The following is a 16,216-nucleotide window of genomic DNA, read 5'->3' as shown; positions in this document are numbered from 1 at the left end:
GTTCCGCGGCGCCGCAGTCGTCGGCCGGTGCCGGCGACGCGGGATCGCCGGGCGCGGCGGGCGGAGTCGGGACGGGTCCGGCCGGCACGGGCGCAGGCGCGGGGGCCGGCGGCTCATCGGCCGGAGCGGACGGTGGCGCCTGTTCGTTGCAGGCCGCCAGCGCGGTCACGGCCGCGACCGACGCGAGGGAAAGGATGATCAGCCGCAATCGACCCTCCTGATGATGCCGGTGGCTTGGTCGAAACGGACGTTGAGCCGATCCGGCCGGAAATCCTTGGTGGTCGGGCAGGTGGTGCAGACGATCCGGACGTTGGCCCCGGCCGGGAAGCTGACCGCCCCGACGTGCGTCCCGATCAGAGAGCGCGCCGCTTCCGCGTCGCAGCGCGAGGGCTCGGGCGCGGCGGCCGTCCCGGCCACCGGCGCGCACGACGCCAGCGCCTGCGCCAGCGCGCCGGCCATGGGGATCAGAAGCCTCATCCGCATCTGACCTCGCGAATGACGCCCGTCGACTGTTCGTAGAAGATGTTCAGCCGGCCCGGATTGTAGTCCATGGTCACCGGACAGGTCGTGCAGGTCACGCGCCACGTCTCGCCGGCGGGCTGCGCGGGCAGTTCGGAGCGGTTGCGGCCGACGTAGCGCTGATACTGCTCGGCCTTGCACTGCGACGGGCCGTCTTCGGGCGACGCGGCGGCGCCGGCGCTCTCCACCGGCGCGCAGGCGACCGTCAGCAGGCCGAGAACTACGAGGGCGGGCAGGTGGAACTTCATGGCGCGTCTCCTGTGGGACATCAGCCGCAGCGGACCTGTTCGACGATTCCGGTCTGATCGTTGAAGAAGATGTTCAGGCGGTGGGGGGAATAGTCCTCGGTGACCGGGCATGTGGTGCAGGTCACCCTGCGATTGACCACGTCGACCGGAACGGGGATGTCGGTCTTCGGTTTCCCGACCAGCCACTGCAGCTCGCCGGCGCGGCACAGGTCCGTCGTCGGATTGACAGGCCGGGCGCCGACCGGCTGGCTCATCTGGGCCTCCTCGACGGCGCGGACTGCGGGTGCATCCGACGCCGGGGTCGAACAGGCCGACAGCGCCGCCAGGGCCATCAGGGATGGCGCGATCAGGCCGCCTTTTCCCATCGCCCTTCGGGTGACTGTTTCCAGTAGGCGAGACTGGCTCCGGCGTCCTTCAGCGTCTTCCAGCGCACCCGGGCCGCGGCCAGCGCCGCCTCGTCCCTGCCGTCGAAGATGATGAAGCATCGATCGAACCCTTTCGTATCGCCAAGCTCTGCGTCGTCCACGATGAACAGCGCCTGAGCGCCGTTCGGGTTCTCGGACGCACCGGTGAGCAGGATCGGCTGGCGCGCCGCCCCGGGCTCCGAGGCGCGGCCGTGGGCCAGGAAGCTGTCGTCCCGGTAGGTCCACAGCCGCTCGTCGATATCGTCCAGGCGGCGCTCGTCCGCGGCGCGGACCAGCGCCCGCCAGCCCCGCTCGCGCGTCTTCTCCAGCAGGCCGGGCAGCACCTGGTCGAGCGTCGAGCGCTCCAGATGGTAGAACCAGATTTCGGGACCGGCGTCAGACACCCCGCCCTGCCCTTTCAGCCCGTCAGGCTTCGTAAGAATCCGCCACCATCCGGTCGAGGGTGCGGACGCCCCAGCCCACGGCGCCGTCCGGCACGGTCGGGTTCTTGCTGTCCTTGATCCAGGCCGTGGGGGCGATGTCGATATGGGCCCACGGCACGCCGTTGGTGAAGCGCTGCAGGAACAGGGCGGCGGTGATCGAGCCGCCGGCGCGGCCGTTGCCGGTGTTCTTGACGTCGGCGATGGGGCTGTCGATGTGACGCTCATAGGCGGCCGGGATCGGCATCCGCCAGGCGTTTTCGCCGACCTTGGGCGCGGCGGCCAGGAAGTTGTTCGCCAGTTCGTCCGAATTCGAGAACACCCCGGCGTATTCGAGGCCGAGCGCAACGATCATGGCGCCGGTCAGGGTCGCCAGGTCGAGCATGAATTTCGGCTTGAACCGCTCCTGGGTGTACCAGAGGCAGTCGGCCAGCACGAGGCGGCCTTCGGCGTCGGTGTTGAGCACCTCGACCGACTGTCCCGACAGCGACATGACCACATCGCCCGGACGCTGGGCCGCGCCGTCGGGCATGTTCTCGACCAGGCCGAGGACGCCGACGGCGTTGACCTTCGCCTTGCGGCCCGCCAGCGCGTGCATCAGGCCGGCCACGGCCGCGGCGCCGCCCATGTCCCATTTCATCTCTTCCATGCCGTCGGCCGGCTTGATCGAGATGCCGCCGGTGTCGAAACAGACGCCCTTGCCGACGAAGGCGATGGGCCGGTCGCCCTTGCCGCCGCCATTCCACTTCATGATGGCCACCTGGCTCTCGCGCACGCTGCCCTGGCCGACGGCCAGCAGGGTGCGGAAGCCGAGCTTTTCGAGCTCCTTCTCACCGAGGATCTCGACCTCGAGGCCGAGCTTCTCCAGCGCCTTGACCCGCCGGGCGAACTCTTCCGGATAGAGGATATTGGCCGGCTCGCTGACCAGATCGCGCGAGAATTCGACGGCCTCGGCCACGGGGGCGAGCCGGTCATAGGCCGCCTGGGCGGCCTTCACGTCGGCGGCGACGACCTTGATGGTCTCGATCGACGGCGTCTTCTCCGGCTTCAGCGTGGTGCGGTATTTGAGGAAGCGATAGGCGGCCAGGCGGGCGGCGAAGGCGGCCCGGGCGGCCTGGTCGGCTGACAGGGCATGGGCGTCGATGGTCAGAGCGGTCGCGCCCGAGAGTTTGACCGCGTGGTAGGCGGCCCCGGCGGCCGTCTCCAGCGCCAGATCGTCGAACTTGCCCGCCTCGCCCGCGCCGGTCAGGACGACCGTCCCCGCGTCGACGCCGGCAGGGGCGGCGACGACCAGGGTGCTGTTCGATGCGCCGGTGAACCGGCTGGCGTTCATCGCCCGGGTCAGGGCCCCGGAGGCCGCCGCGTCGAGCTGGGCGCCCGCTCCGTGGAAGGTCCGGCCGTCATGGACCAGGACGGCCAGCACTTCGGCTTCACTTGCGGACGCGACGAACTCGATCTTCATGGGCTACTCCAGCCGGAACTGGCGTCCCGGACGTGCTTACAAGGGTCGCGCGGCGCCTGTCGCCGATGCGCGGTGATGTGTATTAGAGGCGTTCCAGCCGCCGCCTGCAACGGGCGATTTCCTCCGTTTATGACGCTGATTCAAGGCTATCTTTTCCGGCAGATCGCCCGACCCGTCGTCGGAGCGTGCGCCGCGCTGGCCGGAATCGGCATCCTGAGCCAGAGCCTCGATCAACTCGAGGTTATCGTCGAGCGCGGGCAGAGCGTCTGGGTCATGGTCAAGCTGACGCTGCTCGCCGTTCCTCAACTTCTGGCGGTGATCGTGCCCATCGGCCTGTTCGTCGGCGCCCTGGTCGCCCTGACCCGCCTGCAGCGCGAACAGGAACTGACGGCGGTGTTCGCCTCCGGCGTTACGCGCTGGTCGGCGATTCGGCCCGCCGTGCGCATCGCCGGCATCGCCGCGGTCCTGACCCTGATCGTCACGACGGTGCTGCAGCCGTGGGCGCAGCGGCAGGCCCGGGCTGAGGCGTTCGCGGTCCGCACCGATCTCGCCGCCCTGCTGGTCGAGGAGGGCCGCTTCGTCCAGGGCCCCGAAGGCCTGACGGTCTATGTGCAGCAGATCGAGCAGAACGGCCTGCTCAAGAACATCTTCATCTACCAGGCCGAGGACGACCGGGTCACGACCTGGGACGCCGCCGAGGCCCGCTTCTCGCGCATCGACGGCGAACCCATCCTGACGCTGATCGACGGCTCGTGGCAGCGCTACTCCAGCCGGGGCGTGCTCGAGCACCTGTCCTTCGGGCGCCAGGACGTGCCCCTCGGCCAGTATTCCGAGGTGACCGACACCATTCGCTACAAGCCGTCGGACCTGTATCTGACCCAGCTTCTGAACCCCTCGCCGCAGGATCTGGACCGGGTCGGCTCCGCCGGCGAGCTGCGGGCCGAGGCGCACTCGCGACTGTCGGCGCCCCTCTACGCCCTGCTGGCCATGGCCATGGCCCTGTCGGCCATTCTCGGCGGGCAGTTCAGCCGCACCGGCTACAGTCTGCGCATCGCCCGCGTCGCCGGCGCCTTCCTGATCATCCGCATCGTCGGCTACGGCGTTGTGGCGGCGAGTGCGTGGAACGGCTGGCTCAACGTGTTCCAGTACCTGCTGCCCATGGCCGGAACGGCCATCGCCCTGCGCCTGCTGTTCCGGGCGTTGAAGCCGCGGCGGCGCCGTTCGTGGCCGGCCCTCGACCGCCTGAAGGCGAGGTTCGCATGAGCGCCGCCGACAGGACGCCGTCATGGCTGCGGCTGGGCCGGATCGAACGCTATGTGCTGGTCCAGCAGGCGCGCTCGCTGGCCATTGCGCTGGGCGTCATCGCCGCCCTCATCATGCTGATCGACTTCGTCGAGATTTCCCGCGGGATCGGCTCTGACGTCGACCTGTCTGGCGTGCGCATTCTCGGCCTGATGCTGCTGAAATCGCCGCAGGTCATCATCCAGCTTTTGCCGTTCGTGTTCCTGTTCGGCACCCTCGCCGCCTTCGTCGGGTTGAACCGCCGAAGCGAGCTGGTCGCCATGCGTGCGGCCGGCCTGTCGGCCTGGCGGTTCGTCCTGCCGGCCGCGGGCGCGGCCTTTCTGTTCGGCGTGGTCACGGTCACGGCGCTCGGCCCGCTGGCGGCCTCGGCCGATGGCCTGTTCCAGCGCGAGCGGACCCGCCTGTCGGGCTCGACCGACGCCGCCCAGGCCGTGTGGATACGCGAAGGCGACGATACCCGGCAGATGGTCATCCGCGCCGAGCGGCAGGACCGCACCAACGCCCGCCTGCTCGGCGTCACCTTCTTCATCTACGCCACCGACGGCGACGGCCACCGCACCTTCCGCGAGCGGATCGACGCGGCCTCGGCCTCGCTGAGCGCCGGGCGTTGGCGGCTGGTCGACGCGGTCGGAGCCCAGATCGGCCAGCGGGCGGTGCGATACGAGACGCTCGATCTGCTCTCCAGCCTCGCGGATGAGGAGGCGTTCGAGCGGTTCGCGCGGCCGCAATCGACGCCGTTCTGGTCCTTGCCGGCGCAGATCGCCCGCGTCGAGGCCGCCGGCTTCTCGAGCACGGCCTATCGCCTTCGGCTGCAGCAGTTGCTGGCGACTCCCCTGATGTTCGCGGCCATGTCCATCCTGGCGGCGGCGTTCTCGCTGCGGCTGATGCGGCTCGGCGATCTGGCGCGGATGAGCCTTGCGGCGGTGGTGCTGGGCTTCGGCTTCTTCTTCGTCAACCAGGCGGCCTCGGCCTTCGGCTCGGCCGAAGTGATACCGCCGTGGCTGGCCGCATGGCTTCCGCCCTTGCTGACGGCGCTCGCCGCCTTCACCTTGCTGTTCTATACCGAAGACGGCTAAGCGAAGCCCCCGCCGTCCCTCCGCCACCGAGTGAGCCTGAATGCCGCGTGACCGCCGCGTCGAAACAGGAGCCCTGCGCCTCCGGCTTCTCGCCGGCGCCGCCGCCGTGGCCCTGGCGTCGTGCGCGGGCGCTGCGCAGGCCCAGCAGACACCCGTGGCCGCTGCGGAGGCTCGCGGTCCCGACGGCCTGCCGCCCGGGGCGGTCTATCTGGAGGCCGACACCGCCGCGCGCGACGGCGATGTGATCTCCGCCACCGGCGGGACCGAGAGGGTCTTGGCCCGGTTCCGCAACACCACGCTGCGCGCCGGCCGGTTGACCTACGACCTGAACGCCGGCGTGGCGACGGCCGACGACCGTGTCGAGTTCGTCGATCCGGAAGGCAATATCGTCTTCGCCAGCCACCTGGAGCTCGACTCTGATCTGAAGGCCGGCGTCGCGGTGGATTTCGCCACCCGCTTCCGCAACGGCGCCAGCCTGATGGCGGCGACCGCTGTGCGGCGCAGCGAGAACGTCAACGAGCTAAACTACGCCCTCTTCACCCCCTGCCCGATCTGCGACGCTGAAGGGAATCCGAAGGAACCCAGCATCGCCATCCAGGCCGAGAAGGTGGTGCAGGACGAGAGCCTGCGTGCGGTGCTCTATCGGAACGCGGTGTTCAGGGTCGGCGGCGTGCCGGTCTTCTACCTGCCCTGGTTCGCCCATCCGGATCCCACCGTCGAAAGGGCCTCGGGCTTCCTGGTTCCCATTCCCAGTTACGACGAAGGCCGCGGCTTCAGCCTCGAGGTTCCGTATCTGCAGGTCGTCTCGCCGTCGGAGGACTGGCTGATCAGTCCGCAGATCAACAGCCGCGTCGCGCCGCTGCTGAACCTGCAGTGGCGGCGGCGGTTCGAGGATGGCGTCGTCGTCCTGCGCGGCGGCTATACCTACGAGCGCAATTTCGGCGACTTCGATCTGGACGGGGACGGCGACGCCGAGAGCAACGTCAAATTCGGCGACCGCACCAGCCGCAGCTACTTCCTCGGCCACGGTCGCTTTGATCCGCAGGGGCCGTGGCGCTGGGGATTCACGGCTGAACGGACGTCGGACAAGACACTGTTCGACCGGTACGACGTCCGCGACCCCTACCAGGACAAGGGCCTCTATTACGGCGATCAGCGCCGGCTGATCAGCCAGATCTACGCCGAACATCAGACCGACCGCTCCTATGTTTCGGTCGCGGCCTTCGCGCTGCAGAGCCTGCGCGTCGCGCGCTTCGACCCGGTTACGCCGGCGCTGAACGAATTCGAGGACGACGGCAGCCTGCCGGTCGTCGCGCCGCTGGTCGAGGCGCGATGGGAGCCTGACGGGCCGGTTCTCGGCGGCCGGCTGCGGCTTCGCGGTTCAGCGGTCTCGCTCTATCGCGACAACTACGTCGGCAGCCCGGTGCTGCGCCCCGAAGTCACGCCGCCGGCCCCGACGGCCGGCTTCCCGGGCGTGGACAGCCGCCGCGTCTCGGCCCAGGTCGACTGGCGCCGGACGATGATCTCGCCGATCGGCGTCCGCTGGGAGCCGTTCGTCGATCTGCGCGCCGATCTCTACTCCGTCGCCGACCTGCCGCCGGCCATGGGGCTTGAAGATGAGACGATCGGCCGGAGCCGGGCGACCGCGGGCGTGGACGTCAGCTACCCCCTGATCCGGCGGTTCGGCGCGGCCGACATGATCCTCGAACCGATGGCTCAGCTGTCGATCTCGACCGATCCGGACCTCGATCCCCGGATTCCGATCGAGGACAGCCAGACCGTCGAGCTTGACGAGAGTTCGCTGTTCCGCACTGACCGCTTCCCCGGCTACGACCTCTACGAAGGCGGTCTGCGGTTCACCACCGGGGTCCGGACCACATTGCGATGGGAAGAGGGCCGGCAGGCCAGCCTGTTCATCGGTCGCAGCCTGCGCGCCGACGAGGAACCCGCCTTCCTCGTCCCTGTGCCGGACGCCTCCACCCAGCTCTACGATCCTTCGGGCCTGGCGTCAGACACCTCCGACTGGGTGGTGCAGGGCGATTTCTCGCCGTCCGACCGCATCCGCGGCTGGGGTCACGCCACCATCGACTCCGGCGGCAATGTCCGGCGCGCGGAAATCGCGCTCGACGGCCGCTGGGGGCGCCGCAACCTGGCTACGGTCAGCTACATCCTCGACCGCTCCAACCCGCTGGCCGGGCCGAACAACCGCAACTACGAGTTCCTGCAGCTGGCGGGGCAGCAGTTCGTGTACGGCAACTGGGGCGTGGCCTTCTCCGGCATCGCCGACCTGGAGCGGACGCCGCGGCCGGGGCAGCCCGATCCGGGCTATCTGGTCCAGTCCGAAATCGGTCTCCTGTTCGATGACGACTGCTTCCGTTTCGAGCTGGGCTGGCGGCGGGATAACACAAGCGTGAGGCCGTCCGGGCCGTCGGAAGGCCCTTATGTGCGCCTAACCCTCGCCACTTTCGGCGGTACAGGATATTGACGGGGCGACGGGCGCCGGCCGGCGTGCGATTTCGGTTGCGCGCAGGTCGCCAGAACCGGTTCGAACCCACCGGCGCCGCTTGAGGAACCAGGACTGACATGCGTTTTCAGCGTTACTTGACGGGCGTGGCGATCGCCGCCCTCCTGGCCGGGACGGCCGTGGCCCAGACCTCGCCGCAGCAGCCGGCGGCGGCGGGCACGCTGAACCCGGCCGCGGAGCAGGCTCCCCCCGCTGCCCCCGCCGCCGCACCGCAGTTCCAGATGGCCGACGGCGTCCTTGCGACGGTCAACGACAGCGTGATCACCGGCTTCGATCTGCGCCAGCGCATGCTGCTCCTGATCGCCATGACGCAGGTCCAGCCGACGCCCGAGAACATTCCCGCCATCCAGCAGGAAGCCCTCAACGCCCTGATCGACGAGCGCCTCCAGGTCCAGGAACTGGCCAACTACGAAGAGCTCCGGATCAGCGACGAGGAAGTGGACCGCGAGATCGCCGCCATGGCCCAGGAAGCCGGCGCGACGCCCCAGGCCTATCTGTCCTACCTGCAGGCCGGCGGCATCCGCCCGCAGACCATCCGGGAACAGCTGCGCACCCAGATCGGCTGGCAGCAGCTGGTCGGCGGCCGCTTCCAGAGCCGCGCCCGGGTCAGCAAGGGCGCCGTCGACGCCGCCATGCGCCAGATCGCCGAGGCCGCCTCCAAGAAGCAGTACCTGATCGGCGAGATCTACATCGACGCCGCCCGGGTCGGCGGCATGCAGGCCGCGATGGACGGCGCCAACCAGCTGGTCCAGCAGATGGTTCAGGGCGCGCCCTTCCAGGCGGTGGCCCAGCAGTTCTCGTCCGCGCCCTCGGCGACGCGCGGCGGCGACGCCGGATGGGTGGTCGCGGGCACCGTCAATCCGACCCTGCAGATCGCGATGGATCAGCTCGGCGTGGGCCAGCTTTCCCGCCCGATCCCGGTCGAGGGGGGCGTCTACATCATCTATATGCGGGACAAGCGGGACGGGGCGGCGACCAGCCTGGTGCAGCTGAAGCAGGTCATGATCGAGCTGCCTGAAACGGCGAGCGAGGCCGAGGTCGCGGCGGCGGCGCAGCGGCTGGAGGCCATCCGGCCGCAGCTGACCTGCGATACGATGCTGCAGCGCGCCACGTCGGAGCAGGGCCTGCTCGGGGCCGACCTCGGCGAGGCTGACGTGCAGAACCTGGCCCCGCAGTTCCAGCAAGTGGCCCGGTCGGCGGCGGTCGGCACGGTCAGCACGCCGGTGCGCACCCCGCTGGGCCTGCACCTGATCGGCGTTTGCGGCCGCCGCGCGGGCGGGGCCGAGGCGCCGGACGTTCGCCAGGTCGAGAACCAGCTGTTCCGTCAGAACCTGGCCACCCTGGCGCGCCGCTACATGCGGGATCTGCGCGACGACGCCCTGATCGAGTTCAAACAGTGACGGCCGGCCCGCCGCTGGCCCTGACCATGGGCGAGCCGGCGGGCGTCGGACCCGAGATCATCGCCCGCGCCTGGGCCGCGCTGAAAAAGGAGGCGCAGCCCTTCGTCGTCATCGGCGACGCGGCCCTGATGCGCGCGCAGGGCGTTCCCGTGCAGACCCTCGCATCCGCCGGGGAGGCCGCCGGCGCCTTCGGCCGCGCCGTGCCGGTGCTCGACACCCCCCTGCCCGCGCCGGTCGCGCCGGGCCGGCCGGACGCCGCCAACGCCGGAACCGTGGCCGACTGGATCGAGCAGGCGGTCAACCTCGTCCTGGCCGGCGAGGCGGCGGGGCTCGTCACCGCCCCGATCGCCAAGGCGCCGCTGTACGCCGCGGGCTTCCGCTTTCCCGGACACACCGAGTTCATCGCCGAATTGACCGCCGACGCGCCGTTCAGCGGCACGCGCGGCCCGGTGATGATGCTGACGGCGAAGGACCTGCGCGCCTGCCTGGTCACCATCCATTCGCCGCTGGCCGAGGTCCCGGAACTTGTTACCGCCGAACGGGTGACCCGCACGGCCCGCGTGGTGCATGAGTCGATGCGGCGCGACTTCGGCATCGCCCGGCCGCGGCTGGCGCTGGCGGCGCTGAACCCCCACGCCGGCGAGGGCGGGGCCCTGGGACTGGAGGAGATCGAGGTGCTGGGCCCGGCGGCGGCGACGCTGCGCGGCGAAGGGATCGCCATCACCGACCCGCTGCCCGCCGACACCCTGTTCCATGACGAGGCCCGCGCCGGCTACGACGCCGTGCTGTGCCTGTACCACGACCAGGCGCTGATCCCGGTCAAGACGCTGGACTTCTGGGGCGGCGTCAATGCGACCCTTGGCCTGCCGGTGGTGCGCACCTCTCCCGACCACGGCACGGGCTTCGACATCGCCGGCAAGGGTCTGGCCCGGGCGGACAGCCTGATCGCGGCCCTGAGGCTGGCGGCGGACATGGCGGCGGCGCGCCGCGCGCGCTAAGCAGGCTCGTGACCGACCTTCCCTCCCTCCGCGAAACGCTCGACGCCCATGGGCTGCTGGCGAAGAAGAGCTTCGGCCAGCATTTCCTGCTGGACCTGAACGTGACGCGCAAGATCGTGCGGCTGGCGGGGCCGTTCGAGGGGCGCGCCGTGATCGAGGTCGGGCCGGGCCCCGGCGGGCTGACCCGGGCGCTGCTGGAAAGCGACGCCGGCAAGGTGGTGCTGGTCGAGAAGGACCCGCGGTTCCTGCCGCTGCTGGCCGAACTGGACGACCGTTCCGGACGGCTGGTCGTTGTCGAGGGCGATGCGCTGAAGGTGCGCGAGGCGGCGCTGGTCGAGGGCCCGGCGCACGTGGTCTCGAACCTGCCCTACAACGTCGGCACCGCCCTGCTGATCAAGTGGCTGACGGGGCCGTGGACGCCGCACGCCCTGACCCTGATGTTCCAGAAGGAGGTCGCCGAGCGCATCGTCGCCGGGCCGGGAGACGACGCCTACGGCCGGCTGGCGGTCATCGCCCAGGCCGTGTGCGAGGCGCGGCTGGTCATGCATCTGCCCGCCGCCGCCTTCACTCCGCCGCCCAAGGTGGCCAGCGCCGTGGTCCATCTGGTCCCGCGCGCCGACCGGCCCGACCCGGAGACCTTGAAGCGGCTGGAACGGGTCACGGCCGCGGCCTTCGGGCAGAGGCGCAAGATGCTGCGCTCGAGCCTGAAGACGCTGGGCGGCGCCGCCCTGTGCGAGGCGGCGGGGATCGCGCCCGACGATCGGGCCGAGGTCGTGGATCTGGCTGGGTTCCTGAGGCTGGCGACGGCCGTGGGCCAGGGCCGCTGAGAAGACCGGTGGAGGCCTGCAGCAAATGACGGAGCCCACGCCCTGGCAGGTCGGCGGCATGTTGCTGGGCATGGCGGCCTACGCCGTCGCCTGGATCTGGGGCGGACGCCCGGAACGGCTGGCCGCGGGCGTGTTGTTGGTCACGTGCCTGGTCTCGGGCCTGACGGTCCGGTGGGATGTGGGCGAATTCTATTGGTTCGCCATGGCGCTGGACGTCGTCCGTCTGCTGATGTTCGGCTGGCTGTGCCTGCGGTTCGACCGTTGGTGGCCGCTCGTCGTCGTCGCGGCGCTGGGGCAGATGATCTTCGTCTATGCCGCGCAGCTGCTGGTCCCGACGGTGACCCAGTATGCGATGGCCTCTGCCCTTGTCGGTCTCGGCTATCTGATCGACCTGACCCTGCTGCTCAGTGTTATCGAGCGCAGGCTGGCGGGCGAAGCGCCGTCGGCGTCCGCTGCGTGGGCGGCGGCGGTCAGGGCGACGGCGGCGAGGCGCAGCCGAAGAGCCAGGCGTCGATTGCTCGAGACCTGCATCCCGTGACGCTCTGGCAATCCGGGGGGTTGGCGTTCGGCTATCTGGTCTGCGCCGTCGCATGGTTCAGGGGTGGACGACCGGAACGGTTCGCTGCGGGCGTATTGGTGCTCGGCGGCCTTCTGGCCGGCCCGGCCAATGCCTGGAGGGTCGGAGGCGTCTTCCCGCTCTGGTTGGCGCTGGACGGGGGCAGCCTCCTGATCTTCGTCTGGCTTGCCTTCCGGTCAGATCGATGGTGGCCCATGGTCGCGGCCTCGAGCTACGGGCTGATCGTCCTCGCCCAGGCCATCAGGCTGACGGACCCGACGTTCTCGCACTACGCCATGGTGTCCGCCCATGTCGGCCTGGGGTATGTGACCGACCTCTCCCTGCTGTTCGGCGTCTGGGAGCGTTGGCTGGCGGGCGAACAGCCCCGAGGGCCGGCGGCGTGGGCGACGGCGCAGCGGCTGACGGCGGCCCGGAGGCAGAGGGAACCTTACGGGCCGGATCAGCCGGCAGGGAGACGCAACCCGTGACGCTCTGGCAGTCCGGCGGATTGGTGTTCGGCTATCTCGTCTACGCCATCGCCTGGTTCGCAGGCGGCCGCGCGGAGCGGTTCGGAGTCGGCGTATTTCTGCTCAGCAACCTGCTCGCCAGCCGTGCCGATGCCTGGGAGGTCAGCGGGTATTATCCCGGCTTCATGGTGCTGGACGCCCTCGGGTTCCTGATTTTCGGCTGGCTGTGCCTCCGGTCGAACCGATGGTGGCCAATGGGGTGCGCCGCGGCGCTCGGGCTGATCGTCCTTAGCGATGCCATCCGCCTGATTGAGCCGGGGTATTCCCATTACGCCATGGCCTCCGCGAAAATTGGCCTCTTTTACGTGAGCGACCTGACCCTGCTGCTCGGCGTCTGGGAGCGATGGCTGGCGGGAGAGCCGGCGGCCGGGCCGGCCGCGTGGGCGGACGCGGCTCGGATCACACGGACGCGGCGGCCAAGGGCCCGGTTCGGCGGGTAGCCCCCATCGACGCGGGTCCGGAGACGACGCGGTGAGGTCCGTCTAGCGCGCCCTCGCCTCAATCCCGGCCTTCCGCTCGATCACGATACGCAGCAGGGCGTCCACCGCGGCCTCCGGTGAAACCCGGCAGTCGTCGATCAGCCCCTTCAGCTGGGGACCGACGTCGGGGGTGACGCGGGCCGCGATCATCGACCAGTCGCGGAACAGCCGGCCGTTGACGGTGCGGCGCGAGAGGACGGTGAGCTCGGCGTGGCGGGGGTCGGCGTCGAGGCGGCGGAGCAGCCCGTCGAGCGCCGTCGCCGGCCCCTCGATCACCTGCAGGAACCATCCGTCGTTGATCGCCAGCGCCCCGGTCAGGCCGTCGCGGGCGTTGTTGCGCTGGGATACGCCCAGCAGTTCGGAGAGCGCCTGCAGCGAGGTGGTGTCGACGCAGGCGCGGCTGCAGTAGACCAGCCGCTCGAGCGAATGGGACTTCGGTCTGCCGAACATTGTTTTCTCCGCCCTCTCTCCGACGACAAACGGCGAACGGCCAGTTGGTTGCACCCCACGCGAGCATTCGGCGGCCACCCAGCGAAAAGGGCCGCCCCCGGAGGAGCGGCCCTTCCATTGTCAGCCGGCGAACGGCTTCGTCAGGCGAACGCCCCCGCCAGTGGGGAGGCCGGGCTCATCCGACGGGCCGCGCGCGGCGTGTGACAATGAGACATTCGACCACCTCCTTTCGTTGTTGAAACAGTGCGTTGGAGATGGGGAGGGTTGGGGCGGTGTCAACCCGCCCCTCCCTCGTCCCGCGAGAGAGCAGGGACCTCGGCCTCTCCGCCCCTCTCGCCGCGCCGACGCTAGGCCCAGGCGTCATGACCTGTGTCATGCCGGGCGAATTCGTCGGGCGCGGTCAGCATGGTGCGGTCATCCGTCCATCCGGCGAAGGCGAGGTCGGCCTTGCCATCCAGCATGAAGTCGTCTTCCAGGTCGGGCACGACCTGGGCGTCGAACAGGCTGGCGGAGGCGGCATCGCCGGCGGGCGGGAACAGGTCGGCGAGCACCAGGGTCTGGCCGTCCGCGAAGGTGATCCGCTCGACGTCCATCAACAGATCGACGCCGTCGCGGTCGGCCGTGTTGTCGGTGACGCGGTAGCCGTCGAGGGTGAGCTCGATGGTGTAGTCGGCACGATTGCCCCGGTAGACCGCGAGGTCGTCGCCGGCGTCGCCGACAAGGGTGTCGTTGCCGGCGAGCCCGCTCAGGGTGTCGTCGCTGGCGCCGCCCTGGATGACGTTGGCGGAGGCGTTGCCCGTGCCGCTGAAGGCACCTTCGCCGGTGAAGTCGAGATTCTCGATATTGGCGCCGAGGGTGTAGCTGCTGTTCGTGGTCAGCACCGCATCGAGGCCCTCGCCGGCCTGTTCGACGATCGTGTCATTGGCCGAGATGACATAGACGTCGTCGCCGAGACCGCCATAGAGTTCGTTGGCCTCGCCCGAACCGCCGACCAGAGTGTCAGCGCCGCCGAGGCCGATCAAGGTGTCGCGGCCTTCGCCGCCGGTGATCGTATTGTCCCCAGCGTTGCCGATGCCGGTGAACGCGCCCGTTCCGGTGAAGGTCAGGTTCTCGACGTTCGCGGTGAGACGCTGCCAGACCATGGTCGTCTCGACGGTGTCGACGCCTTCGCCGGCCGCTTCGATGATCGTGTCATTGGCGCTTACGACGTAGCGGTCGTTTCCACCGCCGCCCTGGAGGGTGTTGGCCGAGCCCGAACCGCCGATCAGCACGTCGTCACCGTTGAGACCGAGCAGATAGTCCGCGCCCGCCCCACCATTCAGGACATTGTCCGCGCCGTTGCCGACCATGGTGTCGTTGAAGGCGGTGCCGACCGCATTCTCGATGCCGAACAGGGTGTCCGTGCCGCCGAGGCCGTCGGTCGTGGCGCCCCCGTTCAGGCGGACGGTGACACCGGCCGTCGCGTCTTCGAAGGTGACGGTGTCGACGCCGACGCCGCCGTCGATGCGGTCGCTGCCCGCGCCGCCGATGAAGGTATCCGCCCCGGCGGCGCCGGTCAGAACATCATCGCCGGCGCCGCCGATGATGAAGTCGTCACCCAGACCGCCTTGCAGCAGATCGTCTCCGAGTCCGCCGTTCAGATAGTCGTTCAGGTCGCCGCCCAGAAGGTTGTCGATGCCGCTGGTCCCGAGGTGGACCGTGGAGAAGAGGGCCCCGCGCTCGGCCCCGGTCGCCAGGTCGCGAACATCGAAGAACGAGCCGTCGGCCGCGACCAGATGCAGCCCTTCGTCGCCGACCCGGATTTCGCTGCCGGTCAGGGCTCCGGTCTCGTCCATGTTCTGCAGCCGTACGGCGCCGCCGCCGTCCGTGTCGTTGTTGTCGCCATTTCCGACTTCAGCCGTCCTGAAGGTCACTCGAGTCGTCGTCATGGTTGAAAATCTCCCTCTGGGATGGCGACCGCCATCCGTGCTCCGGCATCAGTGCGCCGAGGGCCCTAACCACGTTCTCCGGCAAATCGGTTCAGCGTCGCCGCAAAAAAAGTTCAATAAAACCCGAGAGCTTTGCCTTAAAGCATCGAGCAGACACCATCCATGGTTGTACATGCGCACCCGCGTCGCCGCGTCGGGCTCCGGTCGCGTGGAACGGCATGGCGCGGATGAGGCCGCCAGACCGGTCAACCCGCACTGGTTGCGCAAGGTCGACCGGCAGCGTCGCCGTTTCGCCGCTGGACGCGGCTCAGACCGCCTCGTTCAGCAGGGCGGTCTTGTATTTCTCGATCCAGATGTTGCGGAAGCGCTTGCTGCGTTCGGCGTGGTAGATGTGGGCCAGCTCGGCGTAGGAGCGGTCGAAGTCGTCGTTGACGAAGACGTAGTCGAACTCGCCGCAGTGCTCGATCTCGCCCTTGGCGTTGGCGATGCGGCGGTCGATGACGGCCTCGGCGTCCTGGGAGCGGGTGACCAGGCGGCGGCGCAGTTCCTCAAGGCTGGGCGGCAGGATGAAGACCCGGACGGCGTCCTCGGGGCATTTGCGGGCGATGTCGCGCGCGCCCTGCCAGTCGATGTCGAACAGCACGTCGCGGCCCTCGGCCAGGGCGCGGTCGATCGGCGCGCGGGGGCTGCCATAACGGCTGCCGTGGACGTCAGCCCATTCGAGGAAGGCGTCGGCGTCGACCATGCGCTGGAACTCGGCGTCGTCGACGAAATGGTAGTCGCGGTCGGCCACCTCGCCCGGGCGGATGCCGCGGGTGGTCATGGAGACGGACAGCTCGAGGCCGCCATGGTCGGCCATCAGCCGGCGGCACAGGCTGGTCTTGCCGGCGCCCGACGGGCTGGCGACGATCAGGAGGACGCCGCGGCGGGGCGTACGTTCATTCGACATTCTGGACCTGTTCCCGCAGCTGCTCGATGACGGCTTTCAGCTCGAGGCCGATTCCGGTGAGCGCGGTGGTAGCCGATTTCGAGCAGAGGGTGTTCGCCTCCCTCATGAATTCCTGCATCAGGAAGTC

General features: G+C 69.5%; 19 protein-coding genes. 9 read left to right on the top strand and 10 right to left on the bottom strand.

Features of this window, described 5'->3' with window-relative positions:
• From VGD32_RS11255 to VGD32_RS11230, 6 genes are all read right to left on the bottom strand, one after another.
• A partial coding sequence (locus VGD32_RS11255) for a hypothetical protein (protein WP_331031977.1) occupies positions 1-208 on the bottom strand: 208 nt, incomplete at its 3' end.
• Complete coding sequence (locus VGD32_RS11250; RefSeq protein ID WP_331031976.1) at positions 199-477, bottom strand: hemolysin; 279 nt, start codon at positions 475-477, stop codon at positions 199-201. The genes VGD32_RS11250 and VGD32_RS11255, both read right to left, overlap by 10 nt.
• Positions 474-767 (bottom strand): I78 family peptidase inhibitor, encoded by a 294-nt coding sequence (locus tag VGD32_RS11245; protein WP_331031975.1) that lies wholly within the window; start codon positions 765-767, stop codon positions 474-476. Before VGD32_RS11245 ends, VGD32_RS11250 begins: the two co-directional genes overlap by 4 nt.
• Positions 768-787: 20 nt before the next feature.
• Positions 788-1,132 carry a hypothetical protein gene (locus tag VGD32_RS11240; RefSeq protein ID WP_331031974.1) on the bottom strand — a complete coding sequence of 115 codons (345 nt, stop codon included), beginning with the start codon at positions 1,130-1,132 and terminating at the stop codon, positions 788-790.
• Positions 1,114-1,575, bottom strand: coding sequence for a DNA polymerase III subunit chi (locus tag VGD32_RS11235; RefSeq protein WP_331031973.1), 462 nt, complete (start codon positions 1,573-1,575; stop codon positions 1,114-1,116). The genes VGD32_RS11240 and VGD32_RS11235 overlap by 19 nt, the downstream gene beginning before the upstream one ends.
• A gap of 22 nt (positions 1,576-1,597) precedes the next feature.
• Positions 1,598-3,073 (bottom strand): leucyl aminopeptidase, encoded by a 1,476-nt coding sequence (locus tag VGD32_RS11230; protein WP_331031972.1) that lies wholly within the window; start codon positions 3,071-3,073, stop codon positions 1,598-1,600.
• 129 nt (positions 3,074-3,202) lie between these two features.
• On the opposite strand from VGD32_RS11230, the gene VGD32_RS11225 reads away from it, so the two are divergent.
• The 9 genes from VGD32_RS11225 to VGD32_RS11185 all read left to right on the top strand — a co-directional run bounded on the left by VGD32_RS11225 (position 3,203) and on the right by VGD32_RS11185 (position 12,723).
• Entirely contained in the window at positions 3,203-4,336 is a 1,134-nt protein-coding gene (locus tag VGD32_RS11225) for an LptF/LptG family permease (protein ID WP_331031971.1), read from the top strand.
• Entirely contained in the window at positions 4,333-5,451 is a 1,119-nt protein-coding gene (gene lptG / locus VGD32_RS11220; protein WP_331031970.1) for an LPS export ABC transporter permease LptG, read from the top strand. Before VGD32_RS11225 ends, lptG begins: the two co-directional genes overlap by 4 nt.
• Positions 5,452-5,491: 40 nt before the next feature.
• Positions 5,492-7,936, top strand: coding sequence for an LPS-assembly protein LptD (locus tag VGD32_RS11215; RefSeq protein WP_331031969.1), 2,445 nt, complete (start codon positions 5,492-5,494; stop codon positions 7,934-7,936).
• Positions 7,937-8,034: 98 nt separating this feature from the next.
• Positions 8,035-9,375: a peptidylprolyl isomerase gene (locus VGD32_RS11210; RefSeq protein ID WP_331031968.1), complete on the top strand. Its 1,341-nt coding sequence runs from the start codon at positions 8,035-8,037 to the stop codon at positions 9,373-9,375.
• Positions 9,372-10,373: a 4-hydroxythreonine-4-phosphate dehydrogenase PdxA gene (gene pdxA / locus VGD32_RS11205; RefSeq protein ID WP_331031967.1), complete on the top strand. Its 1,002-nt coding sequence runs from the start codon at positions 9,372-9,374 to the stop codon at positions 10,371-10,373. The genes VGD32_RS11210 and pdxA overlap by 4 nt, the downstream gene beginning before the upstream one ends.
• Positions 10,374-10,381: 8 nt before the next feature.
• Positions 10,382-11,200, top strand: a complete 819-nt coding sequence (rsmA, locus tag VGD32_RS11200) for a 16S rRNA (adenine(1518)-N(6)/adenine(1519)-N(6))-dimethyltransferase RsmA (protein WP_331031966.1) — start codon at positions 10,382-10,384, stop codon at positions 11,198-11,200.
• A 25-nt stretch (positions 11,201-11,225) separates the two neighbouring features.
• Positions 11,226-11,738, top strand: a complete 513-nt coding sequence (locus VGD32_RS11195; RefSeq protein ID WP_331031965.1) for a hypothetical protein — start codon at positions 11,226-11,228, stop codon at positions 11,736-11,738.
• A complete protein-coding gene (locus tag VGD32_RS11190; protein ID WP_331031964.1) occupies positions 11,735-12,244 on the top strand; it encodes a hypothetical protein in 510 nt (169 codons plus the stop codon). The genes VGD32_RS11195 and VGD32_RS11190 overlap by 4 nt, the downstream gene beginning before the upstream one ends.
• Positions 12,241-12,723, top strand: coding sequence for a hypothetical protein (locus VGD32_RS11185; protein ID WP_331031963.1), 483 nt, complete (start codon positions 12,241-12,243; stop codon positions 12,721-12,723). Before VGD32_RS11190 ends, VGD32_RS11185 begins: the two co-directional genes overlap by 4 nt.
• A 42-nt stretch (positions 12,724-12,765) precedes the next feature.
• Here the strand turns inward: VGD32_RS11185 and VGD32_RS11180 are convergent, their stop codons facing one another.
• The 4 genes from VGD32_RS11180 to VGD32_RS11165 form a co-directional block, all read right to left on the bottom strand.
• On the bottom strand, positions 12,766-13,212 hold the full coding sequence (locus tag VGD32_RS11180) for a BLUF domain-containing protein (protein ID WP_331031962.1): 447 nt from the start codon (positions 13,210-13,212) through the stop codon (positions 12,766-12,768).
• A 347-nt stretch (positions 13,213-13,559) separates the two neighbouring features.
• Positions 13,560-15,140, bottom strand: coding sequence for a calcium-binding protein (locus VGD32_RS11175; protein ID WP_331031961.1), 1,581 nt, complete (start codon positions 15,138-15,140; stop codon positions 13,560-13,562).
• A gap of 307 nt (positions 15,141-15,447) precedes the next feature.
• Positions 15,448-16,089, bottom strand: a complete 642-nt coding sequence (gene gmk, locus VGD32_RS11170) for a guanylate kinase (RefSeq protein WP_331031960.1) — start codon at positions 16,087-16,089, stop codon at positions 15,448-15,450.
• Positions 16,079-16,216, bottom strand: a 138-nt coding sequence (locus VGD32_RS11165; protein ID WP_331031978.1) for an endoribonuclease YicC domain-containing protein, incomplete at its 5' end; no start/stop codon positions are given. The genes VGD32_RS11165 and gmk, both read right to left, overlap by 11 nt.

This window comes from Brevundimonas sp. (assembly GCF_036402095.1).
Lineage (GTDB): Bacteria > Pseudomonadota > Alphaproteobacteria > Caulobacterales > Caulobacteraceae > Brevundimonas.
This window is presented reverse-complemented; position numbering and strand designations above follow the sequence as displayed.